General features: G+C 48.9%; 24 protein-coding genes. 19 read left to right on the top strand and 5 right to left on the bottom strand.

The features are described from left to right. Nucleotides 1-272: 272 nt before the first annotated feature. A complete protein-coding gene (locus AC0WRU_RS21240; protein ID WP_476126221.1) occupies nucleotides 273-1,391 on the top strand; it encodes a slipin family protein in 1,119 nt (372 codons plus the stop codon). A gap of 98 nt (nucleotides 1,392-1,489) precedes the next feature. On the opposite strand, the gene AC0WRU_RS21235 is transcribed toward AC0WRU_RS21240, so the two are convergent. Continuing rightward, nucleotides 1,490-1,903 (bottom strand): chemotaxis protein CheW, encoded by a 414-nt coding sequence (locus tag AC0WRU_RS21235; protein ID WP_025686149.1) that lies wholly within the window; start codon nucleotides 1,901-1,903, stop codon nucleotides 1,490-1,492. A gap of 221 nt (nucleotides 1,904-2,124) precedes the next feature. Here AC0WRU_RS21235 and AC0WRU_RS21230 point away from each other — a divergent pair, with 221 nt between their 5' ends. The 13 genes from AC0WRU_RS21230 to cysW all read left to right on the top strand — a co-directional run bounded on the left by AC0WRU_RS21230 (nucleotide 2,125) and on the right by cysW (nucleotide 14,674). Further along, on the top strand, nucleotides 2,125-3,060 hold the full coding sequence (locus AC0WRU_RS21230) for a sugar-binding transcriptional regulator (RefSeq protein WP_025686148.1): 936 nt from the start codon (nucleotides 2,125-2,127) through the stop codon (nucleotides 3,058-3,060). A gap of 209 nt (nucleotides 3,061-3,269) precedes the next feature. After that, nucleotides 3,270-3,932 carry a deoxyribose-phosphate aldolase gene (gene deoC / locus AC0WRU_RS21225; protein ID WP_025686147.1) on the top strand — a complete coding sequence of 221 codons (663 nt, stop codon included), beginning with the start codon at nucleotides 3,270-3,272 and terminating at the stop codon, nucleotides 3,930-3,932. Nucleotides 3,933-3,962: 30 nt separating this feature from the next. Then, nucleotides 3,963-4,358 carry a cytidine deaminase gene (locus tag AC0WRU_RS21220; RefSeq protein ID WP_025686146.1) on the top strand — a complete coding sequence of 132 codons (396 nt, stop codon included), beginning with the start codon at nucleotides 3,963-3,965 and terminating at the stop codon, nucleotides 4,356-4,358. A 77-nt stretch (nucleotides 4,359-4,435) separates the two neighbouring features. After that, a complete protein-coding gene (locus tag AC0WRU_RS21215; protein WP_476126220.1) occupies nucleotides 4,436-5,614 on the top strand; it encodes a NupC/NupG family nucleoside CNT transporter in 1,179 nt (392 codons plus the stop codon). A 32-nt stretch (nucleotides 5,615-5,646) separates the two neighbouring features. Continuing rightward, nucleotides 5,647-6,828 (top strand): phosphopentomutase, encoded by a 1,182-nt coding sequence (deoB, locus tag AC0WRU_RS21210; RefSeq protein ID WP_476126219.1) that lies wholly within the window; start codon nucleotides 5,647-5,649, stop codon nucleotides 6,826-6,828. A gap of 79 nt (nucleotides 6,829-6,907) precedes the next feature. Then, entirely contained in the window at nucleotides 6,908-7,615 is a 708-nt protein-coding gene (gene deoD / locus AC0WRU_RS21205; protein ID WP_025686143.1) for a purine-nucleoside phosphorylase, read from the top strand. A gap of 32 nt (nucleotides 7,616-7,647) precedes the next feature. Then, nucleotides 7,648-8,949 carry a pyrimidine-nucleoside phosphorylase gene (locus tag AC0WRU_RS21200; RefSeq protein ID WP_476126218.1) on the top strand — a complete coding sequence of 434 codons (1,302 nt, stop codon included), beginning with the start codon at nucleotides 7,648-7,650 and terminating at the stop codon, nucleotides 8,947-8,949. A 100-nt stretch (nucleotides 8,950-9,049) separates the two neighbouring features. Further along, nucleotides 9,050-10,096: a leucine-rich repeat domain-containing protein gene (locus AC0WRU_RS21195; protein WP_476126217.1), complete on the top strand. Its 1,047-nt coding sequence runs from the start codon at nucleotides 9,050-9,052 to the stop codon at nucleotides 10,094-10,096. A 30-nt stretch (nucleotides 10,097-10,126) separates the two neighbouring features. Then, nucleotides 10,127-10,621: a hypothetical protein gene (locus tag AC0WRU_RS21190; RefSeq protein WP_476126216.1), complete on the top strand. Its 495-nt coding sequence runs from the start codon at nucleotides 10,127-10,129 to the stop codon at nucleotides 10,619-10,621. Nucleotides 10,622-10,742: 121 nt separating this feature from the next. Further along, nucleotides 10,743-11,426: a hypothetical protein gene (locus tag AC0WRU_RS21185; protein WP_476126215.1), complete on the top strand. Its 684-nt coding sequence runs from the start codon at nucleotides 10,743-10,745 to the stop codon at nucleotides 11,424-11,426. A gap of 374 nt (nucleotides 11,427-11,800) precedes the next feature. Beyond that, a complete protein-coding gene (locus AC0WRU_RS21180) occupies nucleotides 11,801-12,862 on the top strand; it encodes a sulfate ABC transporter substrate-binding protein (RefSeq protein ID WP_476126214.1) in 1,062 nt (353 codons plus the stop codon). Nucleotides 12,863-12,889: 27 nt separating this feature from the next. Then, complete coding sequence (cysT, locus tag AC0WRU_RS21175; protein WP_025686137.1) at nucleotides 12,890-13,723, top strand: sulfate ABC transporter permease subunit CysT; 834 nt, start codon at nucleotides 12,890-12,892, stop codon at nucleotides 13,721-13,723. A gap of 75 nt (nucleotides 13,724-13,798) precedes the next feature. After that, complete coding sequence (gene cysW / locus AC0WRU_RS21170) at nucleotides 13,799-14,674, top strand: sulfate ABC transporter permease subunit CysW (RefSeq protein ID WP_476126213.1); 876 nt, start codon at nucleotides 13,799-13,801, stop codon at nucleotides 14,672-14,674. A 420-nt stretch (nucleotides 14,675-15,094) separates the two neighbouring features. On the opposite strand, the gene phnE (AC0WRU_RS21165) is transcribed toward cysW, so the two are convergent. From phnE (AC0WRU_RS21165) to AC0WRU_RS21150, 4 genes are all read right to left on the bottom strand, one after another. Beyond that, a complete protein-coding gene (phnE, locus tag AC0WRU_RS21165; protein ID WP_476126212.1) occupies nucleotides 15,095-15,892 on the bottom strand; it encodes a phosphonate ABC transporter, permease protein PhnE in 798 nt (265 codons plus the stop codon). Then, nucleotides 15,889-16,749, bottom strand: a complete 861-nt coding sequence (phnE, locus tag AC0WRU_RS21160) for a phosphonate ABC transporter, permease protein PhnE (protein ID WP_476126211.1) — start codon at nucleotides 16,747-16,749, stop codon at nucleotides 15,889-15,891. Before phnE (AC0WRU_RS21160) ends, phnE (AC0WRU_RS21165) begins: the two co-directional genes overlap by 4 nt. Continuing rightward, nucleotides 16,746-17,516 carry a phosphonate ABC transporter ATP-binding protein gene (phnC, locus tag AC0WRU_RS21155; RefSeq protein ID WP_044644544.1) on the bottom strand — a complete coding sequence of 257 codons (771 nt, stop codon included), beginning with the start codon at nucleotides 17,514-17,516 and terminating at the stop codon, nucleotides 16,746-16,748. Before phnC ends, phnE (AC0WRU_RS21160) begins: the two co-directional genes overlap by 4 nt. A gap of 120 nt (nucleotides 17,517-17,636) precedes the next feature. Then, complete coding sequence (locus AC0WRU_RS21150) at nucleotides 17,637-18,605, bottom strand: phosphate/phosphite/phosphonate ABC transporter substrate-binding protein (RefSeq protein ID WP_476126210.1); 969 nt, start codon at nucleotides 18,603-18,605, stop codon at nucleotides 17,637-17,639. A 236-nt stretch (nucleotides 18,606-18,841) separates the two neighbouring features. On the opposite strand from AC0WRU_RS21150, the gene AC0WRU_RS21145 reads away from it, so the two are divergent. The 5 genes from AC0WRU_RS21145 (at nucleotide 18,842) to AC0WRU_RS21125 (ending at nucleotide 25,566) form a co-directional block, all read left to right on the top strand. Next, on the top strand, nucleotides 18,842-20,803 hold the full coding sequence (locus AC0WRU_RS21145; protein WP_476126209.1) for a bifunctional 2',3'-cyclic-nucleotide 2'-phosphodiesterase/3'-nucleotidase: 1,962 nt from the start codon (nucleotides 18,842-18,844) through the stop codon (nucleotides 20,801-20,803). Between the two features lie 110 nt (nucleotides 20,804-20,913). Beyond that, a complete protein-coding gene (locus tag AC0WRU_RS21140; protein WP_476126208.1) occupies nucleotides 20,914-21,135 on the top strand; it encodes a hypothetical protein in 222 nt (73 codons plus the stop codon). 128 nt (nucleotides 21,136-21,263) lie between these two features. Next, the gene (locus AC0WRU_RS21135; RefSeq protein ID WP_476126207.1) at nucleotides 21,264-22,670 is read left to right on the top strand and encodes a DNA-binding protein; all 1,407 of its coding nucleotides are present in this window, start codon (nucleotides 21,264-21,266) and stop codon (nucleotides 22,668-22,670) included. A 189-nt stretch (nucleotides 22,671-22,859) separates the two neighbouring features. After that, entirely contained in the window at nucleotides 22,860-23,669 is an 810-nt protein-coding gene (pdxK, locus tag AC0WRU_RS21130) for a pyridoxine/pyridoxal/pyridoxamine kinase (RefSeq protein ID WP_134912533.1), read from the top strand. 199 nt (nucleotides 23,670-23,868) lie between these two features. Next, the gene (locus AC0WRU_RS21125) at nucleotides 23,869-25,566 is read left to right on the top strand and encodes a M3 family oligoendopeptidase (RefSeq protein WP_476126206.1); all 1,698 of its coding nucleotides are present in this window, start codon (nucleotides 23,869-23,871) and stop codon (nucleotides 25,564-25,566) included. Nucleotides 25,567-25,715 lie beyond the last annotated feature (149 nt).

Raw genomic sequence — 25,715 nt, 5'->3', positions numbered from 1 at the left:
CTTGGCCCCGCCCGCCACCCCGAGGGATGCTCTGCAAGGGTCACTACCCCTACTACAACGAATAAAAATGAAGAATCCTCATTTTAAAAATGTGTTTTGACTATATTGTGCGAACAGCGGAGCGATCCGTTTGAATCTGAAGAAGCGAAGCGTTCGCCTTTGCAGTGGAATTCCACTGCAACAGCGATCGGAAGATCAAATGGATCGCGGAGCCGCCCTACATAAAAATGCACACTTTTAAGCTGAGGATTTTAATGATTAGGAGTGATACGATGTTTAAGAAAATAACGATTAAATCGGATGAGCGCGGGCTGCTGTTTAAAAAGGGAAGTTATCACAAGCTGCTGCTGCCGGGGACTTACGTATTGAAGACATTTCAGCAGGAGACGGTTGAGATTTTGAATGTTGCTGAACCATTTTTTGTACCAGATCACGATATTCGTTTATTTTTGACGGATTCCGTTCTGCTGGAGCAACTAAATGTTGTGGATGTAGAGGATTATGAATATGTGCTCCATTATGAGGATAATCGGTTCGTGGAGCTGCTGCCTGCTGGTAAATATGCTTTCTGGAACGTGCTCAAGAAGCATCGTTTTGTTCATGCGGATACCCGGCAGCCTGCGATTGACAAGGCGCTGGGGCAAGCCTTTTTGGCCAAGACACAGGGCTTCTGGAAGGCGCTTCAGGTGGCAAGCTATGAGCTGGGCTTCCTGTATTATGATAACGTGCTGCAAGGCGAGCTGAAGCCGGGTAAATATTATTTCTGGATGTCGACGGTGAACACGGAGATCAGAACGATAGATTTGCGACAGCAGCAGATGGACCTGATAGGGCAGGAAATCATGACTGAGGATAAAATCACACTGCGCCTGAACTTCGTCTGTCAGTACCGCATTGTTGACCCACTGCGGGCGCTGGAATTCCGGGCATTCGAGGAACAAATGTACATTATGCTCCAACTGGTGCTGCGTGAGTATGTCGGAATGATGAAGCTGGATGATTTGCTGAAAATGAAGCAGGAAATTGCGGAATATGTCTTGACCCGACTGAACGAGCGGAGCGGCGAATATGGGGTTACTTTTACGTCGGCAGGGGTGAAGGATATCATTTTACCAGGGGATATCAAGGATATTTTGAACACGGTGCTGCTGGCAGAGAAAAAAGCGCAAGCCAATCTCATCACACGGCGCGAAGAGACAGCATCTACTCGCAGTTTGCTAAATACCGCCAAGCTGATGGACGAAAATGCCACCCTCTACCGTCTCAAAGAGCTGGAGTTTCTGGAAAAAATATGTGAGAAGATTGGTACAATTTCACTGACTGGCGGGAATACGCTGCTGGAACAGTTGAACACGCTGGTTCACATGAAGGACGGACAGGGGACCGTATAGAGGGATGGCGTAGGTTTCACGCCCCTTAACGCAAAATACCACCCAAAAGATGAGCGCGAGACCGCTCAAGCTTTGGGTGGTATTTTACATCAATACGCTTAATTCGTCTTGGTCGAAGCGAGAAAAGCGTCCATATCGATCACCGGAACGAGGGCGCCCTGATGCTCCAGTACGGTAGGAAACAGCTCGCGCTGCCACTCTTCCTCGTTGCTTTTCAACTGGCTGTCCAGGGCGGAAGCTGTATCCTCCACCTGATCGACGAGCAGAGCAATTTTTGCCCGGCTGAGCAAAATCATTTTGTCCTCGGAGGACTCGCTTGAAGCAGGGAGCAGCAGTTTTTTGCGCAAATTCAAGATCGTAAATACGTCACCTCGAATAGTGACCATTCCTTCATGCCATGATTCGGAAAAAGGAAGCGGTGTTCCTTTCCTGGCATTCATGACTTCTTCCACTTCTACAAAGTTTAAAGCGAACGTTTTGCTCGCCAGTCTGCACACAATAAATTCGGACATAGGACAATTCTCCTTACATTTCAGATAAGACTACCACAGGTTGTGAAGTGACGTTAAAATGGGTTAACTATTGCGTTTTAACAAATGGAAAGATAAAGTTGAAGGTGCAATGTAGTCAGGTTCTATTCACAGAATATCACAAAATAGCAGTTAAATCTTCCAAATGGCCAAGGCAAGGCGTCTGGTGGCACTACATTTTAAGATAAGCGGGTTGAGGTAGAATGGATCATGAAAAGCAGCGTCTAAGTATCGAGGCAGCCAGATTATACTATCTGAACGACTATAGCCAGCAAGAAATTGCAGTCAGACTCGGGGTATCGCGTCCCACGGTATCGCGGTTGCTTCAAGCTGCCAAGGAACAGGGATATGTGAGAATCAGTATTGTTGATCCGATGGAGGATATGGATGAGCTTGGAGAGCAGGTCAAGAAGAAATACGGGCTGGATACCGTTCTGGTCTGCTATTCGCCGTTAAATGAATATCAGGAGATCAAGAAGCATATTAGCAAAAAAGCTGCCGATTATTTGCATGAAACGGTACAAGATGCGGATATTATTGGAGTGACGTGGGGAACGACGATGCATGCGGTGGCGCTCCATCTCCAGCAAAAGCAGGTGAAGGGCGTCGAGGTCGTTCAGCTCAAAGGAGGCGTAAGCCATTCGCATGTCAACACGTATGCCGTGGAGACGGTGAATTTGTTCGCGGAAGCCTTTCACACGATTGCACGGTACTTGCCGCTACCTGTGATTTTTGATAGTTACGCTGTCAAGAAAATGGTCGAGGAGGATCGGCACATTCAGCGTATCATTGAGCTTGGCAAGCAGGCGAATATTGCCGTGTTTACGGTGGGGACGGTCAAGGAGGATGCGCTGCTATTCAGATTGGGCTATTTTAACCATGAGGAGCAGAAGCTGTTGCGAAAAATTGGGAAGGGCGATATTTGCTCACGCTTTTTTGATGATGAGGGCAATATATGCAGTCAGGAAATTAACAGTCGTACCGTTGGTATTGATCTGCCTGATTTGCGTAAGAAGGAGAAGTCCATTCTTGTAGCTGGAGGACAGCGCAAAGTGGAGGCAATCCGGGCATCGCTCCGTGGTAAGTATGCGAATATTTTGGTGACAGACCAGTTTACGGCACAGGCACTTTTACAGTAGAGCATTTTGCATTAATCAGACTAAACATACAGTTTTGGTGTGCGCCTATGGGTAATTTGAACTGTAGGTAAACGTCTTATGTGGAGGCTTGAACATAATTTCAAAATGTGTTTTACATATGTTCAATGCCGTGCTATGATGGTCTTATCACAGAGAAGTAAAGGACATCAGTCCTCATACTATCTTTTCAATGAAGGAGCGTTTAAAGAATGAACATTGCAGGATTGATCGATCATACATTGTTGCGCGCAGACGCGACGAAGGATGAAATTACGAAGTTGACCGCTGAGGCGAAGAAATATCAGTTTGCTTCCGTATGTGTGAACCCGGCATGGGTAGCTTATTCGGCTGAGCAACTGGCAGGTACAGGCGTGAACATCTGCACCGTTATCGGTTTCCCGCTGGGAGCCAATACGTCGGCAACGAAAGCGTTCGAAACGAAGGATGCTATTGCTAACGGTGCGACTGAAGTGGATATGGTTATTAATATAGGCGCTTTGAAGGCGCGTGATTTACAACTCGTCGAGCAGGATATCCGTGCAGTCGTGGAAGCAGCCGCGGGTACACTGGTAAAAGTAATTATTGAAGCATGCTTGCTGACAGATGAAGAAAAGGTGCTGGCTTGCGAGCTGTCCGTCAAAGCAGGAGCTAATTATGTGAAAACCTCGACAGGCTTCTCTACAGGCGGAGCTACTGTGGAAGATGTGGCTTTGATGCGCAAAACCGTAGGACCTGAGATTGGTGTTAAGGCTTCCGGCGGCGTACGCAGTCTGGAAGACGTACAGAAATTAGTAGAAGCGGGCGCAAGCCGGATCGGTGCAAGTTCCGGTGTGGCGATCATCGAGGGCCAGCAGTCTACATCTTCCTACTAAGTTCATTTTAAAGCCATGGAGGGATTCGCGATGAAGGATCAATTGATTCAGAAAGCGCTTGAGGCGCGTAAACAGGCATATGTTCCGTACTCGAATTTTCAAGTGGGTGCTGCGGTTCTCGGAAGCGATGGCACGATTTATCACGGATGTAATGTGGAAAATGCCTCCTACGGCTTATGCAATTGTGCGGAACGGACAGCGATTTTTAAAATGGTATCCGAAGGCTGCCGTAAAATTGATGCCATTGCGGTTGTAGCAGATACGGAAGGGCCTGTGTCTCCATGCGGAGCCTGTCGTCAGGTGATTTCCGAATTTGCTCAACCAGATACCAAAGTCTATCTGACCAACCTTCATGGCAACACGGAAGAGTGGACGGTGGATCAACTACTGCCGGGAGCCTTTCGACCTGCGGATCTGGGGAAATAAAAAAAAGAATGCCTCTTTCGGAGCGCATTCTTTTTATGGGTAATGTAAGCGCTTAATGTAATAAGGGGGAAATTAAAATGAAATATGTAATCGCTCTGGTGGGACTGCTCGTTGTATTTGCACTTACTTACGTTGCCAGCAGTGACAAACGTAAAATCAGGTATCGCCCGCTAGTGGTTATGGTTGTATTGCAGGCGGCGCTGGCTTTTGTATTGCTGAATACTGGGATTGGTGAATTTCTGGTCAAAGGTTTTGCAAAAGGTTTTAATAGTCTTTTGGCATATGCAACTGAAGGGATTAACTTTGTTTTTGGAGGAATTGCGAATGAAGGAGCAGCACCGTTCTTTATCGGTGTACTGCTGCCAATCGTGTTCATATCCGCGCTGATTGGTATTTTGCAATATGTAAAAGTGTTACCTTTTATTATTAAATATATAGGGCTTGTCTTGAGCAAAGTAAACGGAATGGGTAAACTGGAATCCTACAACGCTGTAGCTTCGGCTATCTTGGGTCAATCCGAGGTGTTTATTTCCGTTAAAAAGCAAATTGGTCTTCTGCCCAAGCATCGACTGTATACGCTATGTGCGTCTGCGATGTCTACGGTGTCCATGTCGATTGTGGGAGCCTACATGCAAATGTTGAACCCCACATATGTGGTTACCGCACTGGTATTGAACCTGTTCGGCGGCTTTATTATCTCTTCGATTATTAATCCGTACAAGATTGAAAAAGAAGATGATTTACTGGAGGTTCAGGAGGAAGAGAAGCAGTCCTTCTTCGAAATGCTCGGGGAGTATATTATGGACGGTTTCAAGGTTGCTATTACGGTAGCTGCGATGCTGATCGGTTTTGTGGCGCTGATTGCCATGGTTAACGGGATTTTCTCCTGGTTGTTTGGAATCAGCTTTCAGGCGTTGCTTGGATATGTGTTTGCGCCATTCGCTTTTGTCATGGGTATTCCGTGGAACGAAGCAGTTCAGGCGGGTAGCATTATGGCTACCAAGCTCGTATCCAATGAATTTGTGGCCATGCTGGATCTGACCAAGCAAACAGGCTTGTCTGAGCGCACGGTCGGGATCGTATCGGTGTTCCTCGTATCCTTTGCAAACTTCTCGTCCATCGGTATCATTTCCGGGGCTGTGAAGGGTCTGCATGAAAAACAGGGAAATGTGGTGGCCCGCTTTGGTCTGAAGCTGTTGTACGGGGCGACGCTGGTTAGCGTGCTGTCGGCAACGATTGCAGGGTTGTTTTTGTAAAAAAAACAGCAAGTTAGGAAAGGAATTTCATCATGTCTAAATTCAAACGGATTCACTTGGTTGTTATGGACTCTGTGGGGATCGGCGAAGCGCCGGATGCTGCCCAGTTTGATGATTACGATGTAGATACACTTGGTCATATTGCCCGCGAACGCGGCGGTCTGAACATGCCGAATATGGGTAAGCTCGGTCTGTCCAATATTCGTTCTATTGAAGGGGTGCAAGCCGCCGAGAAACCTTTGGCGTATTACACCAAAATGCAGGAAGCGTCCAACGGTAAGGATACAATGACCGGACACTGGGAAATCATGGGCCTGAATATTGCGGTTCCTTTCCGCGTATTCCCTGATGGTTTTCCGGATGAGCTGATTCAGCGCATTGAGGAGCATACGGGCCGCAAAGTCATTGGCAACAAGCCTGCCAGCGGAACGGAAATCATTGACGAGCTGGGCGAGGAACATGTGAAAACAGGAGCGCTCATTATCTATACATCGGCAGATTCAGTGCTGCAAATTGCAGCGCATGAGGAAGTTGTGCCTTTGAAGGAGCTTTATGAGATTTGCGAGTTCTGCCGTAAAATCACGCTGGAAGACCCGTACATGCTGGGCCGGATTATTGCGCGTCCGTTTGTAGGTGAGGCGGGGAACTTCTCTCGCACCTCCAATCGCCATGATTATGCGCTCAAGCCGTTTGGTCGTACTACGATGAACGAGCTGAAGGATGCAGGTCTGGATGTGATCGCATTGGGTAAAATCTCCGACATTTATGACGGCGAGGGTGTGACGAAAGCTGTGCGCACCGTGTCCAATATGGACGGTATGGATAAGCTGGTGGCTACGCTGGATGAAGATTTTACCGGATTAAGCTTCTTGAATCTGGTCGATTTTGACGCTGTATACGGTCACCGCCGTAATCCGCAGGGATATGGTCAGGCTTTGGACGATTATGATGCCCGTCTGCCGGAGGTATTCGCTAAAATGACCGATGACGATCTGCTGATCATCACTGCAGACCATGGGAATGACCCGACGTATCGGGGAACGGATCATACACGTGAATATGTGCCTCTGTTGGCGTATTCCCCACGTTTTGCAGTTGGAGGCAAGGAGCTTGCGGTACGTAAAACGTTTGCGGATATCGGAGCTACGGTAGCGGATAACTTTGGTGTGAAGCTGCCTGAACACGGAACAAGCTTTTTGGCAGAGCTTCAATAAGCAGGACGCAAGCAAGAATAATAAGGAAGATCATAAGTAACGATATAAGCACGGACAAATGGGACGGAGGAATAAAAACATGAGTGTACACATTGGAGCCAAGCCTGGAGAGATTGCAGAAACGATTTTGTTGCCAGGAGACCCGCTGCGGGCGAAATTTATTGCTGAAACCTATCTGGAAGACGTGACCTGCTACAACGAGGTGCGCGGAATGCTCGGATTTACGGGAACGTATCAGGGCAAACGTCTGTCTGTACAGGGGACCGGAATGGGACTGCCGTCCATCAGTATTTATGTCAATGAGCTGATTAGCGAGTACGGTGTGAAAAACTTGTTCCGTGTAGGTACGTGCGGCGGGATGAAGGAGCATGTGCATGTACGTGACGTTATTTTGGCACAGGCATCCTGTACGGATTCCGGCATGAACCGCCATATCTTTGGCGGCTATGATTATTCGCCGATTGCCAGCTTCCCTTTGTTGAAGGGCGCTTATGATCGCGGTGTTGCCAAGGGCTTGAAGATGCATGTCGGCAACGTGTTCAGCTCGGACAGCTTTTATCGTGATGACAAATCAATTACACAAAAGCTGATGGAATACGGCGTACTGGGTGTCGAGATGGAGACTTCGGCATTGTACACGCTGGCGGCCAAATTTGGCGTAAATGCGTTGACGATTCTGACGGTAAGCGATCATTTGCTGACAGGTGAGGAAACGACAGCGGAAGAACGGCAAACGACCTTTAAAGAAATGATGGAAGTTGCACTGGATACAGCAATATCCCTGTAAACGATCATACGTACAGTGAGGAGAAATGACATATGAGAATGGTAGACTTGATCGAGAAAAAGCGTGATGGAAAAGAACTGACCACCGAGGAAATTAATTTTATTATCCAAGGCTACACGCAAGGGGAAATTCCTGACTATCAGGTAAGTGCGTTGGCGATGTCCATTTTCTTCAAAGATATGACCGAGCGCGAACGCGCGGATCTGACGATGGCAATGGTTCATTCAGGTGACACAATTGATCTGTCCGCGATTGAAGGCGTGAAGGTCGATAAGCATTCTACTGGCGGTGTGGGTGATACGACAACGCTGGTGCTGGCTCCGCTCGTAGCGGCTTTGGATATTCCGGTAGCGAAAATGTCAGGTCGCGGCCTCGGACATACCGGAGGAACCATTGATAAGCTGGAGGCTATTGCAGGCTTCCACGTAGAAATCAGCAAGGACGAATTCGTGGATCTGGTCAATCGCAGCAAAATTGCGGTCATCGGACAAAGCGGTAATCTGACACCTGCGGACAAAAAGCTGTATGCGCTGCGTGATGTTACCGCCACGGTAAACTCGATTCCGCTGATTGCCAGCTCGATTATGAGTAAAAAAATCGCTGCAGGTTCCGATGCCATCGTACTCGATGTGAAGACAGGTGCAGGCGCGTTCATGAAAACCGTAGATGATGCCAAACAACTGGCACATGCCATGGTAAGCATCGGTAACAACGTCGGTCGTAAAACGATGGCGGTGATTTCCGATATGAGCCAGCCGCTGGGTCTGGCCATCGGTAACTCGCTGGAAGTCAAAGAAGCGATTGATACATTGCGCGGTGAAGGGCCAAAGGATCTGGAAGAGCTGTGTATGACCTTGGGCAGTCAGATGGTATTTTTGGCTGGTAAAGCAAATTCCCTCGAAGACGCCGAAGAGAAGCTCAAAGAAGTCATTCGCAACGGAAAAGCGCTGGAGAAATTCAAAGAGTTTATTGCCAATCAGGGCGGCGACGCTTCGGTTGTGGATCATCCAGAACGCTTGCCACAAGCGCAGTATCTCATCGAAGTGCCTGCGAAGCAGGATGGTGTGGTCGCTGAAATCGTGGCTGACGAAATCGGTACGGCTGCGATGCTGCTTGGAGCAGGACGCGCAACCAAAGAATCCGAGATTGATCTGGCTGTCGGCCTGATGCTGAACAAAAAGGTCGGCGATGCTGTAAAAGTGGGCGATTCGCTGGTTACCATCCATGCGAACCGTGAAGATGTGGCCCAAGTGCTGGAGAAAATCTACGCCAATATCCGTATTGCGGATCACGCCGAAGCTCCCGTACTGATCTACGGAACAGTGACAGAGTAAAATACAAGTTTGAAAAATATGACAGCCGGACTCATAATAGATATGAGCTCGGCTTTTTTTTGTATGGTAAGGCTGGAGGGCATCACATAGGGGGAGAGACATGATCAAATTATACTGCGATGTCCGGGGAACAGCCTATGAACGGCTGATTGATTATGCTATGAAACGGGCGGCCACATTTATGCTGGGCGTACATGAAGGGGTGACAGAAGACATGGACATTGATTTTGACACGAATTTCATGTTCAAGGAACTGTTACAGCAATTGAATCCATTTTTGCTATCGACGCATTCCTATGAGGAAATGAGAGGAAAACATGCTATAGCCTACACACAAGGAACGTTCTATCGATACCAATGTACGCCGGCGGCGGGGGAGCTGTTAAAGCGAGCCGCGTCCAGCTTGTTTTCCTGGATGCATCCGAAAGTACCTGAGGATTTGTGTTTCCAGAATGCCGAAGGAGAGGATTGGATCATCAACGTTGCTCACGAGCGAATAGGCAGACTGAACATGGGCAGAGAAGAGGCTTCTGCATTGGAGGAGCTTATCCCCGGTGTGTTCATTCACAAGCCTGAGCATCGGGATATAGATGCTTTTCTGAACGATGCCATTCGCCATCAGCCAGATCGGTTGGAGTTGATGGGTTTTGATTTGACGGAGATACCCGAACGGATCAGGGAATTACGTTTATTGAAGCATCTCACTATTTTCGAGCAGGACATACGGACACTTTCGCCCGCTTTATTTGAGTTAGATTCGTTGGAGTCATTGACGATACGAGTAGCGGATCTCGACGAGCTACCACCCGACATTGCCAAGCTAACCCGACTCAAAGGCTTGAGTATCGGTTGTGGAAGCTATGACCGTCCAGCGCCGGATTATAGGGTGATTCCCAAGGAGAAATTGACATTCCGGCATTTGCCACCTGAGATTGGAGAGCTACAGCAGTTGGAGTATCTGGATATTCAATATAGCGGAATTCGTACACTACCCCCTGAAATACAAAACCTGAAAAATCTTCGCTCCTTAAATGTTGTGAACGGATTGATTGAATCTGCCCCCGATTTTATATTCAAAATGACCTGGCTGGATCGTTTTCTTGTGGAAGATAAGCCATTCCATTTGTGTAATCATGGTGACGACTGAATGGTATGAAAATATGAAGGAGGAAATGAAATGGTAGATAAGTGGGTTTGGATGGGGGTTGCAGGGGCAATTGTGGGATATGCCGCTTTTGCCAACTTATCGACGACTACGCATACTACATCCACGGCGAGTGTGACACACTCGGCTGCTCCGTTAAGTGTGCAGAATGAGGAAGGGGGCGTAACGAAGCGCATTGTACATGATCAGACCACGCAATTTGGGGGAGAGGGAGGAATGCCTTTTAGGTTTGAAGAGGGACGAAAGTTGTACGTGAGTATCAAAAATATGGGGAAGCAGCCTATACAGTACAAGATTACATCCTCTGCTACCTCTGGCTTGCAAGATCAAACGGAGGGACTTTCCAGCCGAAGATTGCAGCCGGGAGAACGGCATGATCTGTTGTTTGTGAAGCCGGAGGAGCAGAATGAGGCTGGAAGCCAATCTTCCAACGAGCTGTTTTTACATGTAGTGACTGACGATGGCTCCACAGGAACAGTCAAAACCTTCGCGTATATTACGCTGTAAGCCCCTTCCATATGGGCACGACATGCGGTCATTAGTCTACTTATGTTACAATAGAACGGTTGAAGACTTAATGAACAGAATAGGTCAGAGCAGAAAGCAGAAGCAGAAAGGATGACCCGTTGTGCCCAAAACCCAAGAATACGGTAATCAGAAAATGTCACGGAGGCTGTCCTTCACAGCCATTTTACTTACGCTTACATTCGTAGCTCTCGCTGGCTGCGGCCAGGATAAGAATGCTGAAACTGTCGAGACCGGAAGCAGTACAAGTGCGATTGAAAATGGAGCTGATACGAATCGTAGCGGTTCAGCCGAAAATGAAAAAGCAGCGAAAGAGAGTCAGAGTGCGGAAAACAACGGAACTGATATGAAAAAGTCAAGTCCATCGGCCCCGACCACTTCATCGGATGCTTCTTCTTCCCCAAAACCTGTCAATCCATCCCACAATCCTTTTGAGGTAGCCGGTATTCAGGACCCTAAAGCGTTTTTGAACACGTTCAAAGCGTTGCAGAAGGCTGTTGCCGACAATGACAAGGAGAAGGTGGCTAATTACATTTTCTACCCTTTGCTTGTCAATGACAGCGAAAAGGCGCTAACGATTCCGAACAAGAAAGAGTTCATTGCCAAATATGATCAGATTTTTACGGACGCAATTCGTGAGGCTTTGGTGAATCAAAAGACCGATGACTTGTTTGTGAATTATCAGGGAGTCATGGTTGGCTCGGGCGAGCTGTGGTTGAGAAGAGCTACAAATAATCCGAAGCTTTTTGGAGTTTTTTCGGTCAATCTCGAAACGGTCGCCAATTAAGCAGTTCCTCGTGTATGAAAATAGCTTGTAAGCAGTCGGGAACATCCTATTGTTCCTGACTTTTATCCCCTCTTATTCCCTCAAGCTAGCGAAGCACAGATCATCCATCCCAAAAAAAGGTTTGACAACGCTCGTAAACTCTCGTATTATATCTACATAACTCATTAAACAGGTAGGAATTAAAGAATTAAAGTATAATCTCGCCATTATGGCGGAGAACCTCTAGGAACAGCAGGCAGACACTGTCCACGCGACAGGTTTGACCTATCAGGGCTGCATCAGGGAATTCTCCGCTCTTTTTTTTGAATATGCCTGTCAATAACAGGCGCAAATGAATTTGTTTCTTTAAATTACATAGAATTAGGGGGATCTTGATGAAAGAGAAATGGAAAAGTGGACTTATTCTCGGACTATCTTTGGTTTTGACATTGACGTTAAGTGCTTGCGGAGCAAGTAAGGGAGAAACACAGGCGAATGGCAGCTCTGCTGCTGGCTCCAAGGATGTGGAGCTGCTCAATGTTTCTTATGATCCGACCCGTGAGCTGTATGAGGCGTATAACAAGGCGTTTGCCGCCCACTGGGAGAAGGAGAAAGGACAGAAGGTCACGATTAAGCAATCTCATGGAGGATCTGGCAAACAAAGCCGTTCTGTTCAGGATGGGCTGGATGCGGACGTAGTCACCTTGGCTCTGGGCTACGATATTGATGCGCTACAGGAAAAAGGGATGATTAAAGAGGGATGGCAGGATAAATATGAGCATAACAGCTCTCCATACACTTCAACCATCGTGCTGCTGGTGCGTAAGGGCAATCCGAAAGGAATTAAGGACTGGGACGATCTGATCCGAGGTGATGTGCAGGTTATTACGCCGAACCCCAAGACGTCAGGTGGGGCCCGCTGGAACTACCTTGCGGCATGGGCCTATGCGCTCAAGAAAAATAATAACGATGAAGCTAAAGCCCAGCAGTTTGTACAGGAGCTATACAAGCATGTGCCGGTACTGGACAGCGGAGCGCGTGGAGCGACAACAACCTTTGTAGAGCGCGGGATTGGTGACGTGCTGATCGCTTGGGAGAATGAAGCGCTGCTTTCCGTGAAGGAGCTGGGTACGGATAAATTCGATATCGTGTATCCGTCGATCAGCATTTTGGCCGAACCTCCGGTAGCGGTGGTCGATAAGGTTGTGGATAAAAAAGGTACACGCGAGGTAGCGGATGCGTACTTGAAATATTTGTACAGCGAAGAGGGGCAAACCATTGCTGCCGAGAACTATTATCGTCCAACGCTGGATAGCGTAAAGGCGAAGTTCAAGAATCAATTTCCCGAGCTGGAGCGGGTGACCTTGAAGGATGTATTCGGAACGTGGAAGGAGACGCAGCAAAAGCATTTTAGCGACAAGGGCATCTTTGACCAAATTTATGTACCTGGAAGTTAATGGATTGTAGAGAGGGATGGACAGAACATGAGTCAAGTGCAAGTCACCCGCAAACGCGTACTTCCCGGGTTTGGGTTAACGATGGGATATAGTGTGCTGTACCTCAGTCTGGTAGTGCTGGTGCCTTTATCGGCGCTGCTCCTGAATTCAACCGGATTGACGTGGGAGAAGTTTTGGGATGTGGCGACTGACGTCAGGGTACTGGCTTCTTACAAGGTAAGCTTTTTGTGCGCTGCCGCTGCGGCGCTGATTGACCTGTTCCTCGGCCTGCTGATCGCTTGGGTGCTGGTGCGTTATGAATTTCCGGGAAAACGGATTTTTGATGCGGTGATTGATCTGCCCTTTGCATTGCCTACAGCGGTTGCGGGTGTTGCCTTGACAGCTCTATATGCGCAAAATGGCTGGATCGGCTCGTTGTTCGAACCGCTTGGCTGGAAGATGGCATACTCGCAGACGGGCATTACGCTCGCGCTGATGTTTATCGGCATCCCGTTCGTCGTGCGGACGGTCCAGCCCGTGCTGGAGGAGCTGGACAAGGACGAGGAGGAGGTCGCCGCTACGCTGGGAGCGGGCAGATGGCGTACCTTTCGCAGCGTTATTGTGCCCGAGCTGATACCACCGCTGCTGACGGGCTTTGCGCTCGCCTTTGCCCGTGGCATCGGGGAGTATGGCTCAGTCGTCTTCATTTCCGGCAATATGCCGATGAAGACCGAGATCGCGCCGCTGCTCATTATGTCCAAGCTGGAGCAAAATGACTATGCCGGAGCTACGGCGGTAGCATTGATGCTGTTGGTCATTTCATTCCTGCTGCTGCTGGTGATTAACAGCATTCAGCGCTGGTCGCGGCGGCGTACTGTCTAACGTTATCACGCAGGACAGTATGCGTTTGGTTCACACGATAGCGGTACATCCGCTGTTTAAGGAGGAAGAAACATCATGTCACAAGCGATAACCGGACAGGAGCTTCCCCATGCACCTGTGCCTTCATCTGCACCGCCCAACAGGGTCACAACCGAAGCCCCTTGGGTGAAGTGGTCGCTGATCGGTGCCGCTTTTCTGGCTTTGCTGTGGGTGCTGATACTGCCGCTGATCATCGTACTTACCGAAGCGCTCAAGCAGGGCTGGAGCGTATATGTTGAAGCGTTACGCGACCCAGACGCTATGTCGGCGCTGCGGCTGACGCTGCTGGTGGCGGCGATAACGGTACCGTTGAATACGGTATTTGGCGTAGCCGCCGCCTGGCTGATTACAAAGTTTCAATTTCGCGGCAAGGGCTTGCTGGTCACCCTGATTGATTTGCCCTTTGCCATCTCTCCTGTTGTCGGCGGATTGATGTATGTGCTGGTATTCGGCGCACAGGGATGGCTTGGGCCGTGGCTGGATGAGCATGATATCAAAATTATTTTTGCCTTACCGGGGATTATATTGGCGACGCTGTTCATCACGTTTCCTTTTGTAGCGCGGGAGCTGATTCCGCTAATGGAGGATCAGGGACACCAGGAGGAAGAAGCGGCGGTTACGCTGGGCGCACGCGGCTGGCGTATTTTCTGGAAGGTGACGCTGCCGAATATCAAATGGGGTCTGCTGTATGGCATTATTTTGTGTAATGCGAGAGCGATGGGTGAATTCGGGGCGGTGTCGGTCGTTTCGGGACATATCCGTGGAGAGACGAACACATTGCCGCTCCATGTGGAAATTTTGTATAACGAATATCAGTTCTCGGCATCCTTTGCGGTGGCTTCGCTGCTGTTGTTACTGGCTCTCGCCACCTTGGTGCTTAAAAGCTGGTTTGGGCGCAAACGGGTTCATTAATGAAACGCAGGAACGTGCTTGATTCCACAGGGTCTCTCTTCGCGTCTATCGTCGATGCTTGGCGATAAGATGGGAAGGGAGACCCTTGTTCTAAGATGACTTATATGGATTCAGTCCTACCGTCAGCTATATTTCCGTGAGCGAATTGCTGGAATTTTCTATGGAGTATGGCCGCCGCAAAGGGTTAAGCATACGTTTGCCTTCCGGGGAAGGAGCCTTACCTGGCCTCATCGCTGTTGAGGTAGCCGATGCATCGGCGGTTGAAAGCCGCTTGAGAAGTCAAAATATCCCGGCACGGAAGGATGTGATCCGCGTGGCTCCGCATTTTTTGAATATGAAAAGCCTCTTCTGAGTAATGGGAGTGTAACGTTGTCCCTTTTACACAGGAGAGGCTTTTTTGGCATTTTTAATGCCTATTGATTATACAATCCGCTTGCGCAGCCAGCCGGAGATCAGATCCGTTAAAATGATTAGAACCACAATGCCCAGCAAAATGACACCTACACGGTTCCAGTTGCGCATTTGGAGCGCAAACAGCAGCGGAGTACCGATACCGCCTGCACCGACCAGACCGAGCGTGGTAGCGGAACGGATGTTAATTTCAAAACGGTAGAGCGAATACGAAAGAAACTGTGGAATCACCTGCGGCAGCTCGGCGAAGGAAATCACCTGCAAACGGTTGGCACCACAGGCGATCAAGGCTTCCTGCGGTCCGTGATCGACGCTTTCGATCGTTTCCGAAAATAGCTTCGCCAGCATGCCGATCGAGTGAATACCGAGGGCAAGCACACCCGCAAACGAGCCGGGTCCAACGGCCTTGATGAACAGGATCGCGACGATCATTTCAGGAAATACCCGAATGACGCTGAGTACAAATTTACCGCTGCCTGACAAGGGGCGCAAACGGGTCATATTGCTGGATGCCCAGAAGGCAAACGGAAGACAGATGAATGCGGATACGAAGGTTCCGAGAACGGAGATAACCAGCGTATCCAGTAGCCCGCGCAGCAAGTCCTCTCCTTCAGGAATGTACACAAATGACCAGTCAGGATGAAGAAAGCCGTCCAGTATAGCGAGAGAGACGTTTTTGGCGGTTCCCTGCAATCCTTCGAACTGCATCCCACGGAAAGCCCAAATATAAATGATGATCAGCAGAATGGCTATCGCCCATAAACGCAGTCTGGAGCGAAGAGGTCTGCGAAGTGTGGAATCATTCATAATAGTTTCCTCCGTAGCATGTTACTGCCGTAATCAATCGCCAGAACGATGACGAGGGTCAGTAGAATGATGATGCTTGCCCGGTCATACCGGAACAGGCCAAGCGAACGGTCAAGCAGCAGGCCGATACCACCCGCGCCGACCAGTCCCAGAACAGATGCTGCGCGCACATTGACCTCAAAGGTGTACAACAAATAGGACACAAAATAGGGCAATGCCTGCGGTACGACACCGAAGGCAATCACCTGAATGCGGCTCGCGCCAACGGCGGTCATGGCTTCCAGCGGGCCGGGATCAACGGCTTCAATGGCCTCGAACGTCAGCTTCGCTATGATGCCGAAGGAGAAGAAGAGCAGGGCGAGCATCCCTGCGAACGGTCCGATGCCGAACACCGCCACAAAGATGGAGGCAAACAGCAGATCGGGAACCGTCCGCACGAGGTTCAGGATCGTGCGCATCGGCAGCGAGATCAGCTTGCGCGGCATGACATTGTAGGCGCACAGCAGGGCGACGGGAATAGCCAGCAGCGCACCCAGCGTCGTGCCCACAATGGCAATCTGGATGGTTTCCAGCATCGGCTTCCAGATGGTGGGCAGGTAGCTCCAGTCAGGCGGGAACATTTCGCCCAGCAATTTGCCCATCTCCGGCAAGCCGACGATCAACTGGTAAGGCGTAGCATCCGTATGAATGGAGCAGGCAACCAGCACCACGATAAAGATCATCCAGGTGGCGTAACGCTTGTAACGCCCCGGCAGGGGCGGCCCTGCGGGCGGCTTGGATTGCTGCGGCTGCGGCGGTCCGGCTTGCGGTGACGGCGGCGTCGAAGAGAGCAGCTGGACGGTGGAGTCAGGCTTCATGATCCGACTCCCAGCAGCTCATCATGCTTGATGGCCCGGCCGTAGATTTCCGCAAAGGCATCATCCGTAGCTTCCTCCGGCGTGCCGTCAAAGACGACCTCTCCGGCACGCAATCCAATGATCCGCGTCGCATATTCGCGCGCCAGATCAATGAAATGCAGATTAACGATGGTTGTAATCTGCATTTCACGGTTGATCCGCTGGAGGTCGTCCATGACCTGGCGGGTAGTCAGCGGATCAAGTGATGCGACAGGCTCGTCCGCGAGAATGATCTTGGCCTCCTGCGCCAGAGCACGGGCAATGGATACGCGCTGCTGCTGCCCACCGGACAGCTCATCGGCCCGGCTATAGGCTTTTTCACGAATGTTCACGCGTTCCAGCGCGGTTAGTGCCAGCTCGATATCCTCCTTCGGAAAGAGACCGAGGATGGTCCGAAGCGTCGAATGATAGCCGACCCGACCGGAAAGCACGTTGCGGAGTACGGTGGAACGCTTGACCAGATTGAAGCTCTGAAAAATCATGCCGATATCACGGCGAATGCGGCGCAGCTCGCTGCTTCCGGCAGATGTGACAGACCTGCCGCCTACAACAATGTCGCCGGAGGTAATATCATGCAGTCGATTAATGGAACGTAGCAGAGTGGACTTGCCCGCACCGGACAAGCCGACAATGACGACCATTTCGCCCTCTTTAATCGTCAGGTTAATATTGTTCAACCCTTTGGTGCCGTTCGGGTATGTTTTCGATACATTGCGGAATTCGATCATATGCTCCCAACTTTCTCCCCCGGTGGGGTGGAATGAAAACAACACCGTCATGAATACATGGACGGTGCTGCCCTGTCATTCGTAAAGCCTGTTTCGTAGCTACAGCTTCGTTTAATCCAATTACTTAACCGCTTGGCCGACGGCTTTGGCATATTCACGAACAGAATCGAAGTTTTTATCGTCGCCCTTTTCATAGCCTACATGCGTATAAATTTCTTTAATGATTTGGCCGCCCTCCGGGTCTTTGGCGATATCTATAAAGGCTTGGCTGATTTTGTCTCTCCACGCCTGATCCATATCGGAACGAACGCTGACCGTGTCATTCGGAATTTTAGCGGTGTAATGAATGACGCGTGTTTTTTCGAATACATCCGGAATTTCCTTCTTCACCGTGTTGCGGGCATCCTGGAAAACAGCTACAGCATCAACCTGACCGTTCAGCAGCGCCAGGATAGCGGCATCATGGCCTTTGATCGTTACGCCCTGCACATCCGTGTCCGGGTCCACGCCAGCTTTCTTCAGCTCTGCTGCGGGATACACATAGCCTGCGGAGGAGGTTACATTTTGCCAGCCGACTTTTTTGCCTTTCAGGTCAGCCAGGCTTTGAATCGGAGAATCCTTTTTCACCACGATCATCGATTTATAAAAGTTTACTTTTTCAGTTGTGTCCTTGCCTGTGGCATCATCAATGCCGTAGCGTTGGGCTTGCAGCAGCAAATCGGCTGCTTTACGGTTATCGTGTGCCAGAACATAGGCATTCGGTGGAAGGAAACCTACATCTACCTGTTTGGAAGACATGGCTTCCACAATCGTGTTGTAGTCAGGAGAAACGGTTACTTTTACCGGAATTCCGAGCTTGTCGCCCAGCAGCTTTTCGAGCGGCTTGGCTTTGGCTTCGAGCGTATCTGCATTTTGGGAAGGAACGAACTGTACTTTTAACTCTGTAGGAACATAGGCTGTGCTTTCGCTTTTCGTGCCATCTGTGCCTGGAGTGGACGCGCTGTTGTTATTGCTCGCATTGGAGCCGCATGCTGCGAGACCCGCAGCCAGTGTGAAAGTCATGCACAAGGTCAGTGCTTTTTTAAACAAAATAATTTCCCCCTAAAAATAGTAATAACGAAAAATTGAAAAAGTCTGTAAATTCTGTGACAAACCAAATCTTAACAGCTAGTCCGGTCACTAGGGTAAAAACCATTCCTGACTTTGGTAAAAAGTATGTAAAATATATCTTATACTCTCTCATTTCTATTCATTTAACATTCTCTTAACAGTACCCTGTTAGACTTGTTCAAGCTCTATGACCGAAGCTGAGGGAGAGAACAGGATTGGATATTTCAGATATCAATAAAGAGGTACAACAGCAGACGCTATGTCCTGTGAGGGTGAAATTCCGTGTTATGGTTACGACCGATCTGCATGTCAGCTTGTGGAATTACGATTATTATACGGATCGGGAAACGTTGCAGTACGGTCTTGCGCAAACAGCCAGTCTAATCCAGGTGGCTCGGTCCGAGGTACCTAACCACCTGCTGCTGGATAACGGGGATGTTATTCAAGGCAATCCGATGGGGGATTATGCAGTACAACATCTCCAACAGGACCCCAACGCCGTGCATCCTGCCTACAAAGCGATGAATCTGCTTGGGTACGAAGCGGGCAATATCGGGAATCACGAATTTAACTATGGATTGGAATATTTGCAGACTTGCCTTCAAGGAGCCAAGTTTCCTTATATCAATGCCAACATCTATATTCAGGCGGATACAGATATAGATACGAAGAAAGATATTTTTACAGATAGCCATACAGTCGTGGAAAAAGAACGAAATTACTTTACACCTTATCTGATACTGGACAAGACGGTGGAGGATGAAGCAGGCTTCAAGCATCTGTTGAAGGTGGGGATTATCGGCTTTGTGCCTCCGCAAATTATGCAATGGGACAAGGCTTGGCTGGAAGGGAAAATCATCGTCAAGGACATGCTGGAGACCGCGAGACGGTTTATTCCACAAATGAAGTCCGAGGGAGCCGACCTGATCATTGCCATGCCTCACGCGGGCTTCGAAGATATTCCTGAAACGCCATATATGGAAAATGCGGTGCTGCATCTGAGCAATGTAGAAGGGATCGACGCTATTTTGTTTGGTCATGCACATAAAGTATTCCCCGGCCCTTCGTTCGTTGGTAAAACGGGTGTGGACGCGGAGCGAGGCACCATCCATGATATTCCGGCGGTGGAGCCGGGCTTTTGGGGAGATCATCTGGGTATCATTGATTTGGACCTAACCCTTATGGACGGAACGTGGCAAGTGGCTACCTCTTCTGCGGAGGTACGTCCGGTGTATGATTCGGTACGCAAGCGAGCGCTGGTGCAGCCGGATGCTGCAATTCAGCAGGCGGTTGCGGAAGAGCATGCCGGGACGCTGGAATATATTCGCGCTCCTGTTGGTGGCACAACGGTGGCAGTAAACAGCTATTTTGCCCAGGTGATGGACGACGCTTCTGTTCAACTCGTGAATGATGCGCAAATGTGGTATGTGAAGCAGCAGATGCAGGGGAGTGAGTACGAAGGCTTGCCTGTGCTGTCGGCAGCGGCTCCCTTTAAAACAGGCGGCCGATATGGCCCTTCATATTATACCGATATTCCGGCGGGGACTTTGGCAATCAAGCATATCGCCGATCTGTACAATTTTCCAAACACATTGCATGTCGTTCAGCTGACCGGGGCAGAAATTCGGGAATGGCTCGAATGGTCTGCTGGACAATTCCAACAAATTGATCCGTATGCAGAACAGGAGCAGGAGCTGATTGATTCGGATTTTCCGAGCTTTAACTTTGATATGATCGACGGGATCAGGTACCAGATTGATGTGACGCAGCCTGCCAGATATGATGCTGCCGGAATATTGAAGGAGGCGAATGCGCATAGAATCCTGCATATGACCTTGGATGGAGAACCATTGGATATGCAGCGAAGCTATTTGGTCGTCACGAACAACTATCGCGCGTTTTCCTCTACATTGGTCAATCCGGGCGGGGAACGCATCGTACTCGCTTCACCGGATGAGAATCGGCATGTGCTAACCGAATATGTACGGCATATGAAGATGTTAACGCCCCAAGCAGACGGTCACTGGTCCCTCGCGCCATGGCCGGGCCGCCCGCATGTGACGTTTCTGACCTCTCCGCAGGCAACGGATGCCGCCAAAGCCCATTCAGAGTTGCTTTATGAAGGATTAACCGCAGAGGGATACGCCAAATTCGCCCTGGATTTCGGACGCTCCTGAATTTTTTTTGAAAAAAATTTAAATTTAAAGTGATCCAAACGGAAAGCTCCCCCGTTATACGGTATGTAAGCAACACGTGACAACATATCCAACGAGGGAGTGAATACAATATGAAATTGAAAAAAATGAAAAAATGGATCGCTCCGGTTCTCAGCTTGTCTCTGGTGATTCCGGGAGTAGCAGGTGCTGCTGCCGCTGCCGCACCGACTACAGTCAACATCAGCAAGCCAGCCGTTGCGACTCCAGCCATGGCATCAAATGTTGAGCAAAGACTGTCCTCCGCGGGCGGTCTTTTTGCACACGGATCATTTGAAATCGTACGAAATTCGTAATTTTATATGTCCTGAGTCGCGTTTAAGTTATTGACCTCCGTTATAATTAGACATATACTTTGATTAAACAAATTTTGGTTTAAAAGGTAATGAAAAAGTCGCCATCATTTGATGGAGGGGGTGTCCCTTTGGAAAAAAACACCACGATCCGCGCAGAAATAGAAAAGTATATTCATAATGAAGGCATTTCGATGCAATGTTTCGCAGATGCCTCCAAGGTAAATCCGGGTACACTTAGCGGTATACTTAACCGGAACCCACCACGGCCTATCTCAGTCAATCAGCTTGATCTGATTACCGGGGCGATGGGTTTGGAAGAAGGATCTTTGTTCGAGATGTATGTGGATGAATGTTTTATTCATTCCTTACCACACTGGAGGAGGCTGCGTCCGTTCCTGCTCCGTTGTTCGGAGCTGAACAAGCTGGAATGTATTTGTAGTGTACTTGACTATCTGATGGATGATTTATCGAACATTCCGGCTATTTTTGATACCGCAGAAGCGATGTTTGAGGACGAGAGATATGAAGCGGCCATGCTTCTGTACAATTGTGTTATCGAGAGTGAGAAGTATACCCACTCCGAGCGGTTAGCGATCAGCTATTTCCGTATATTCCAGATTCAGATCAAGGATAACAAGCGGAGCTTGAAGGCTGCTGTGCAATTCCACTTGTACCGTAGTCGGTTGCCGGAAAATTATGCATTGGAAGGCTTACATATGCTATCTCAAGTGTTTGCGTTAAAAATGCAATGGTCCGAGATGGAAATGTATGCGGACGAGCTGCGAGAATTAGCTCATGCGCTATACCGCAATAGGAACCGCTTTGGAGATGAGCATCTGGAGTTGCTCAAACCGCTTGTCTACTATTATGCACAGGGTCATCTGCTCAAGGCCAGCTGCTATGAGTTTCAGGGCAGGTATGAGGAATCCAAGAAATGGATTGATGGGTATGCAGATTTGAGCTGGTTTGAAGGATTGGATGAGGAAGGTCAGAAAGTAGTGGACATGCATCGTGTGTACGCTCAAGGCAATCGGCTTTGTATCGAAATTAAAATGGGCAATACCTCTGCAATTTATGAATATATTACGTATTTGCGCGAGCATCCGGACGAGACGCTGGAAGGCTTGAATACGCTGCTTGAATCAGCGAACAGGTTCGGTTACTTTGTGGATGCCGAGCTGGGACTATTCAGCCAGCAACTCAAGAGCTTCTGGGAGCTTGTACCGGATCAATGGGACACTCACTACCGCAAGCATTTTAATGCATTCCGCTTCGCCTCCTTTTGCAAGGTGTATGCCGAATATCATTTTCGGAAGGGCGCTTATGCAGAGGGACTGGGGCAAACACTGCATTGCTTACAGTTGTCTGTAGACAACAGCTATACTGAGCATATTATCGGTTGCATGGCTTTGTTTGAGCAGCATCGGAACTTTTCTACCCCGGAACAGCAGCATTTGTATCAGAAGTTTTGCCTGGGCGTGCGTGAAAATGAAAAGAATCATGCCTATGATCACAGCACCGGCGGGTACTTGTAATCTTTGGAATTCAAACTTTATATATTCTATTCTTGCGAGGATGCTCCCGGTCAAAAGGGAACGTTCTCGTTTTTTAATTCTACTCTTTTCTGTGACCTTTAGCATAGGTAGAACGCATTGCGCGTTGACAAGTTTCCCATGCGGGATTAGGATAAATGCAGCACAGTAAGTGAAGGAGAGCATGTGAAAATGACGATTCCCAAAACATTAACGATAGCCGGCTCCGACACCAGCGGCGGAGCGGGTATTCAGGCAGACCTAAAAACCTTCCAGGAGCTTGGCGTATATGGAATGACTGTATTGACAACTGTAGTTGCGATGGAACCCAAAACGTGGGACCATCTTGTATATCCTGTTGCGTTGGATGTGGTAGAAGCACAACTACGTACGGTATTGGAAGGTATTGGCTTTGACGCGATGAAAACGGGTATGCTCGGTTCCGTTGATATTATTGAACTGGTTGCCAGCCATCTGCGCAAGCATGATCTTAAACGGGTCGTTATTGATCCGGTTATGGTCTGCAAAGGTACGGATGAAGTGCTTCAGCCGGAAAATACAGAAGCAATGCTGGAATTTTTGATTCCGGGCGCTGACCTGGTCACGCCGAATTTATTCGAGGCTTCGCAACTGGCGAAGAACGGACCCATTACGACGCTGGAACAGATGCAGGAAGCAGCGGCGATTATCCATGAGCGCGGGGCGAAGCACGTGCTGATTAAGGACCGTGGCAAAATCCGTGCAGGTAAAGCGATGGATCTGCTTTATGACGGAATTACCTTCGACTGGTTCGAGGCGGATGTTGTGAAAACAAGCTTCACCCATGGTGCAGGCTGTACAACTTCGGCAGCGGTAACGGCTGGCTTGGCCCAAGGGCTGACTGTACGTGAAGCGGTGGATCAGGCCAAAAAATTCATTACACAGGCGATTGAAGGCAGCTTCAAGCTGAACGAATTCGTCGGCCCGACTCTGCATGCGGCACATCGTTTGCAAAATCACTAAAGCATGAATGCACTTATAAAATGGCTCCATTAGGCAGTGCATCTCCGATAGTTAGCGTTTAGGCTAGAGTCTTTAAGCCGCAATACTTGGTATTGCGGTTTTTGATGTTGTATTTTTTTGGAATTATATCTTCCAGTTTACTCTAGTCGTACTGTATAATAGGCATCAGGTTTATTAAATTTAGGGAGGACTCGAAGCAATGACATTATTCAGTCAAATGGCTTATACCCGACCAGAACAAGCTGAAATTGAACAGCGGTTTAAAACGCTTTTGCAGCAGTTTCGTGAAGCGGACAGCGTAGAGCGTCAAAATGAAGTTATTCATGCCATTAATAAGCTGCGCAGTAACGTGGAAACGCAATTGCAATTAGTAGAGGTTCGGCACTCCATTGATACGGAGGACATATTTTACAAAGCAGAGCAAGAGTACGCTGATGATTTCATGCCAGTCATTCAGGAGTATGTAACCGATTACTATCGTGCATTGGTAGACTCGCCGTTCAGAGCCGAGCTGGAGAGCCAGTGGGGCAGCCAGCTTTTCAGTATTGCCGAGGTATCACTCAAGTCGTTCCACCCGGATATTATTGAGGATTTGCAGCAGGAAAATAAGCTGACCTCCGAATACTCCCAATTGATTGCTTCGGCGAAGATCCCGTTCGAGGGAGAAGAACGTACATTGTCGCAGCTTCTGCCTTTTGAAATGGCTACCAACCGGGAGACACGCAAACAGGCCTCCGAGGCCAAGTATCAATTTATGAGCGAGCATGAGGATGAGCTGGATCGAATTTACGATGAACTGGTTAAGGTACGCACGCGCATGGCGCACAAGCTGGGCTACGATAACTTTGTAGAGCTGGGCTATGCCCGTTTGGGTCGTACCGATTATAATGCCACTATGGTTGCCAATTTTCGCGAACAAGTGCTGAAACATATCGTTCCGCTGGCAACAAAGCTCAAGGAACGCCAACGCGAGCGGATCGGAGTGAATCAGCTTCGCTATTATGATGAAGGCTTTAACTTTTTGTCAGGCAATCCTACACCCAAAGGCGACCCGGAGTGGATCATTCATAATGGAGCGCGTATGTATGAGGAGCTTTCACCGGAAACACATGAATTTTTCAGCTTTATGATCGAACGTGGGTTGATGGACCTGACTAGTAAAAAGGGCAAGCAAAGCGGAGGCTACTGCACATTTTTGAGCGAGTATGGCACGCCGTTTATTTTCTCCAATTTCAATGGTACATCCGGTGATATCGATGTATTGACGCATGAAGCAGGTCATGCCTTCCAGGTCTATGAAAGCCGACATTTTGAAATTCCTGAGTACCATTGGCCAACCATGGAGGCGGCTGAGATCCACTCTATGAGCATGGAGTTTTTCGCATGGCCTTGGATGAAGCTGTTCTTCGAGGAAGATACGGACAAATATCACTTTGAACATTTGTCCTCATCGTTGTTGTTTGTCCCTTACGGAGTAGCTGTGGATGAATTTCAGCATGCCGTATATGAACATCCAGACTGGACGCCAGCCGAACGTAAAAGCGCATGGCGCTCCATTGAACGCAAGTATAAACCGCATTTGGACTATGCAGGCAACGAGTATCTGGAGCAGGGCGCGTTCTGGCATAAGCAGGGACATATTTTCCAATCCCCGTTCTACTATATCGACTACACACTCGCGCAATTGTGCGCATTCCAATTCTGGAAACGTATGAGCATCGACCGGACAGCTGCGTGGGAAGATTACTTGAAGCTGTGCCGTGCCGGGGGAAGTCGTTCTTTTACCGGATTGGTGGAGCTGGCTGGTCTGATCTCGCCGTTCCAGGATGGATGTATCGCTTCTGTGATCGGAGAAATCGAAGCTTGGCTGAATAGTGTGGACGATAAAAAGCTGTAAGCTTAACCAAAAAAGGCATTTCGTTTACCTGTAAAGGCCAAAAGGCTTGCAGATGAGCTGTCCTTTTGGGTGGAAACAGAACTGTTGCATGAAAAAAGCCGGGACCCTCTACATGATGTAGAAGTCCCGGCTTTGTGTGATTTTGGAGT

The organism is Paenibacillus sp. 1-8 (assembly GCF_056316205.1).
This window is presented reverse-complemented; position numbering and strand designations above follow the sequence as displayed.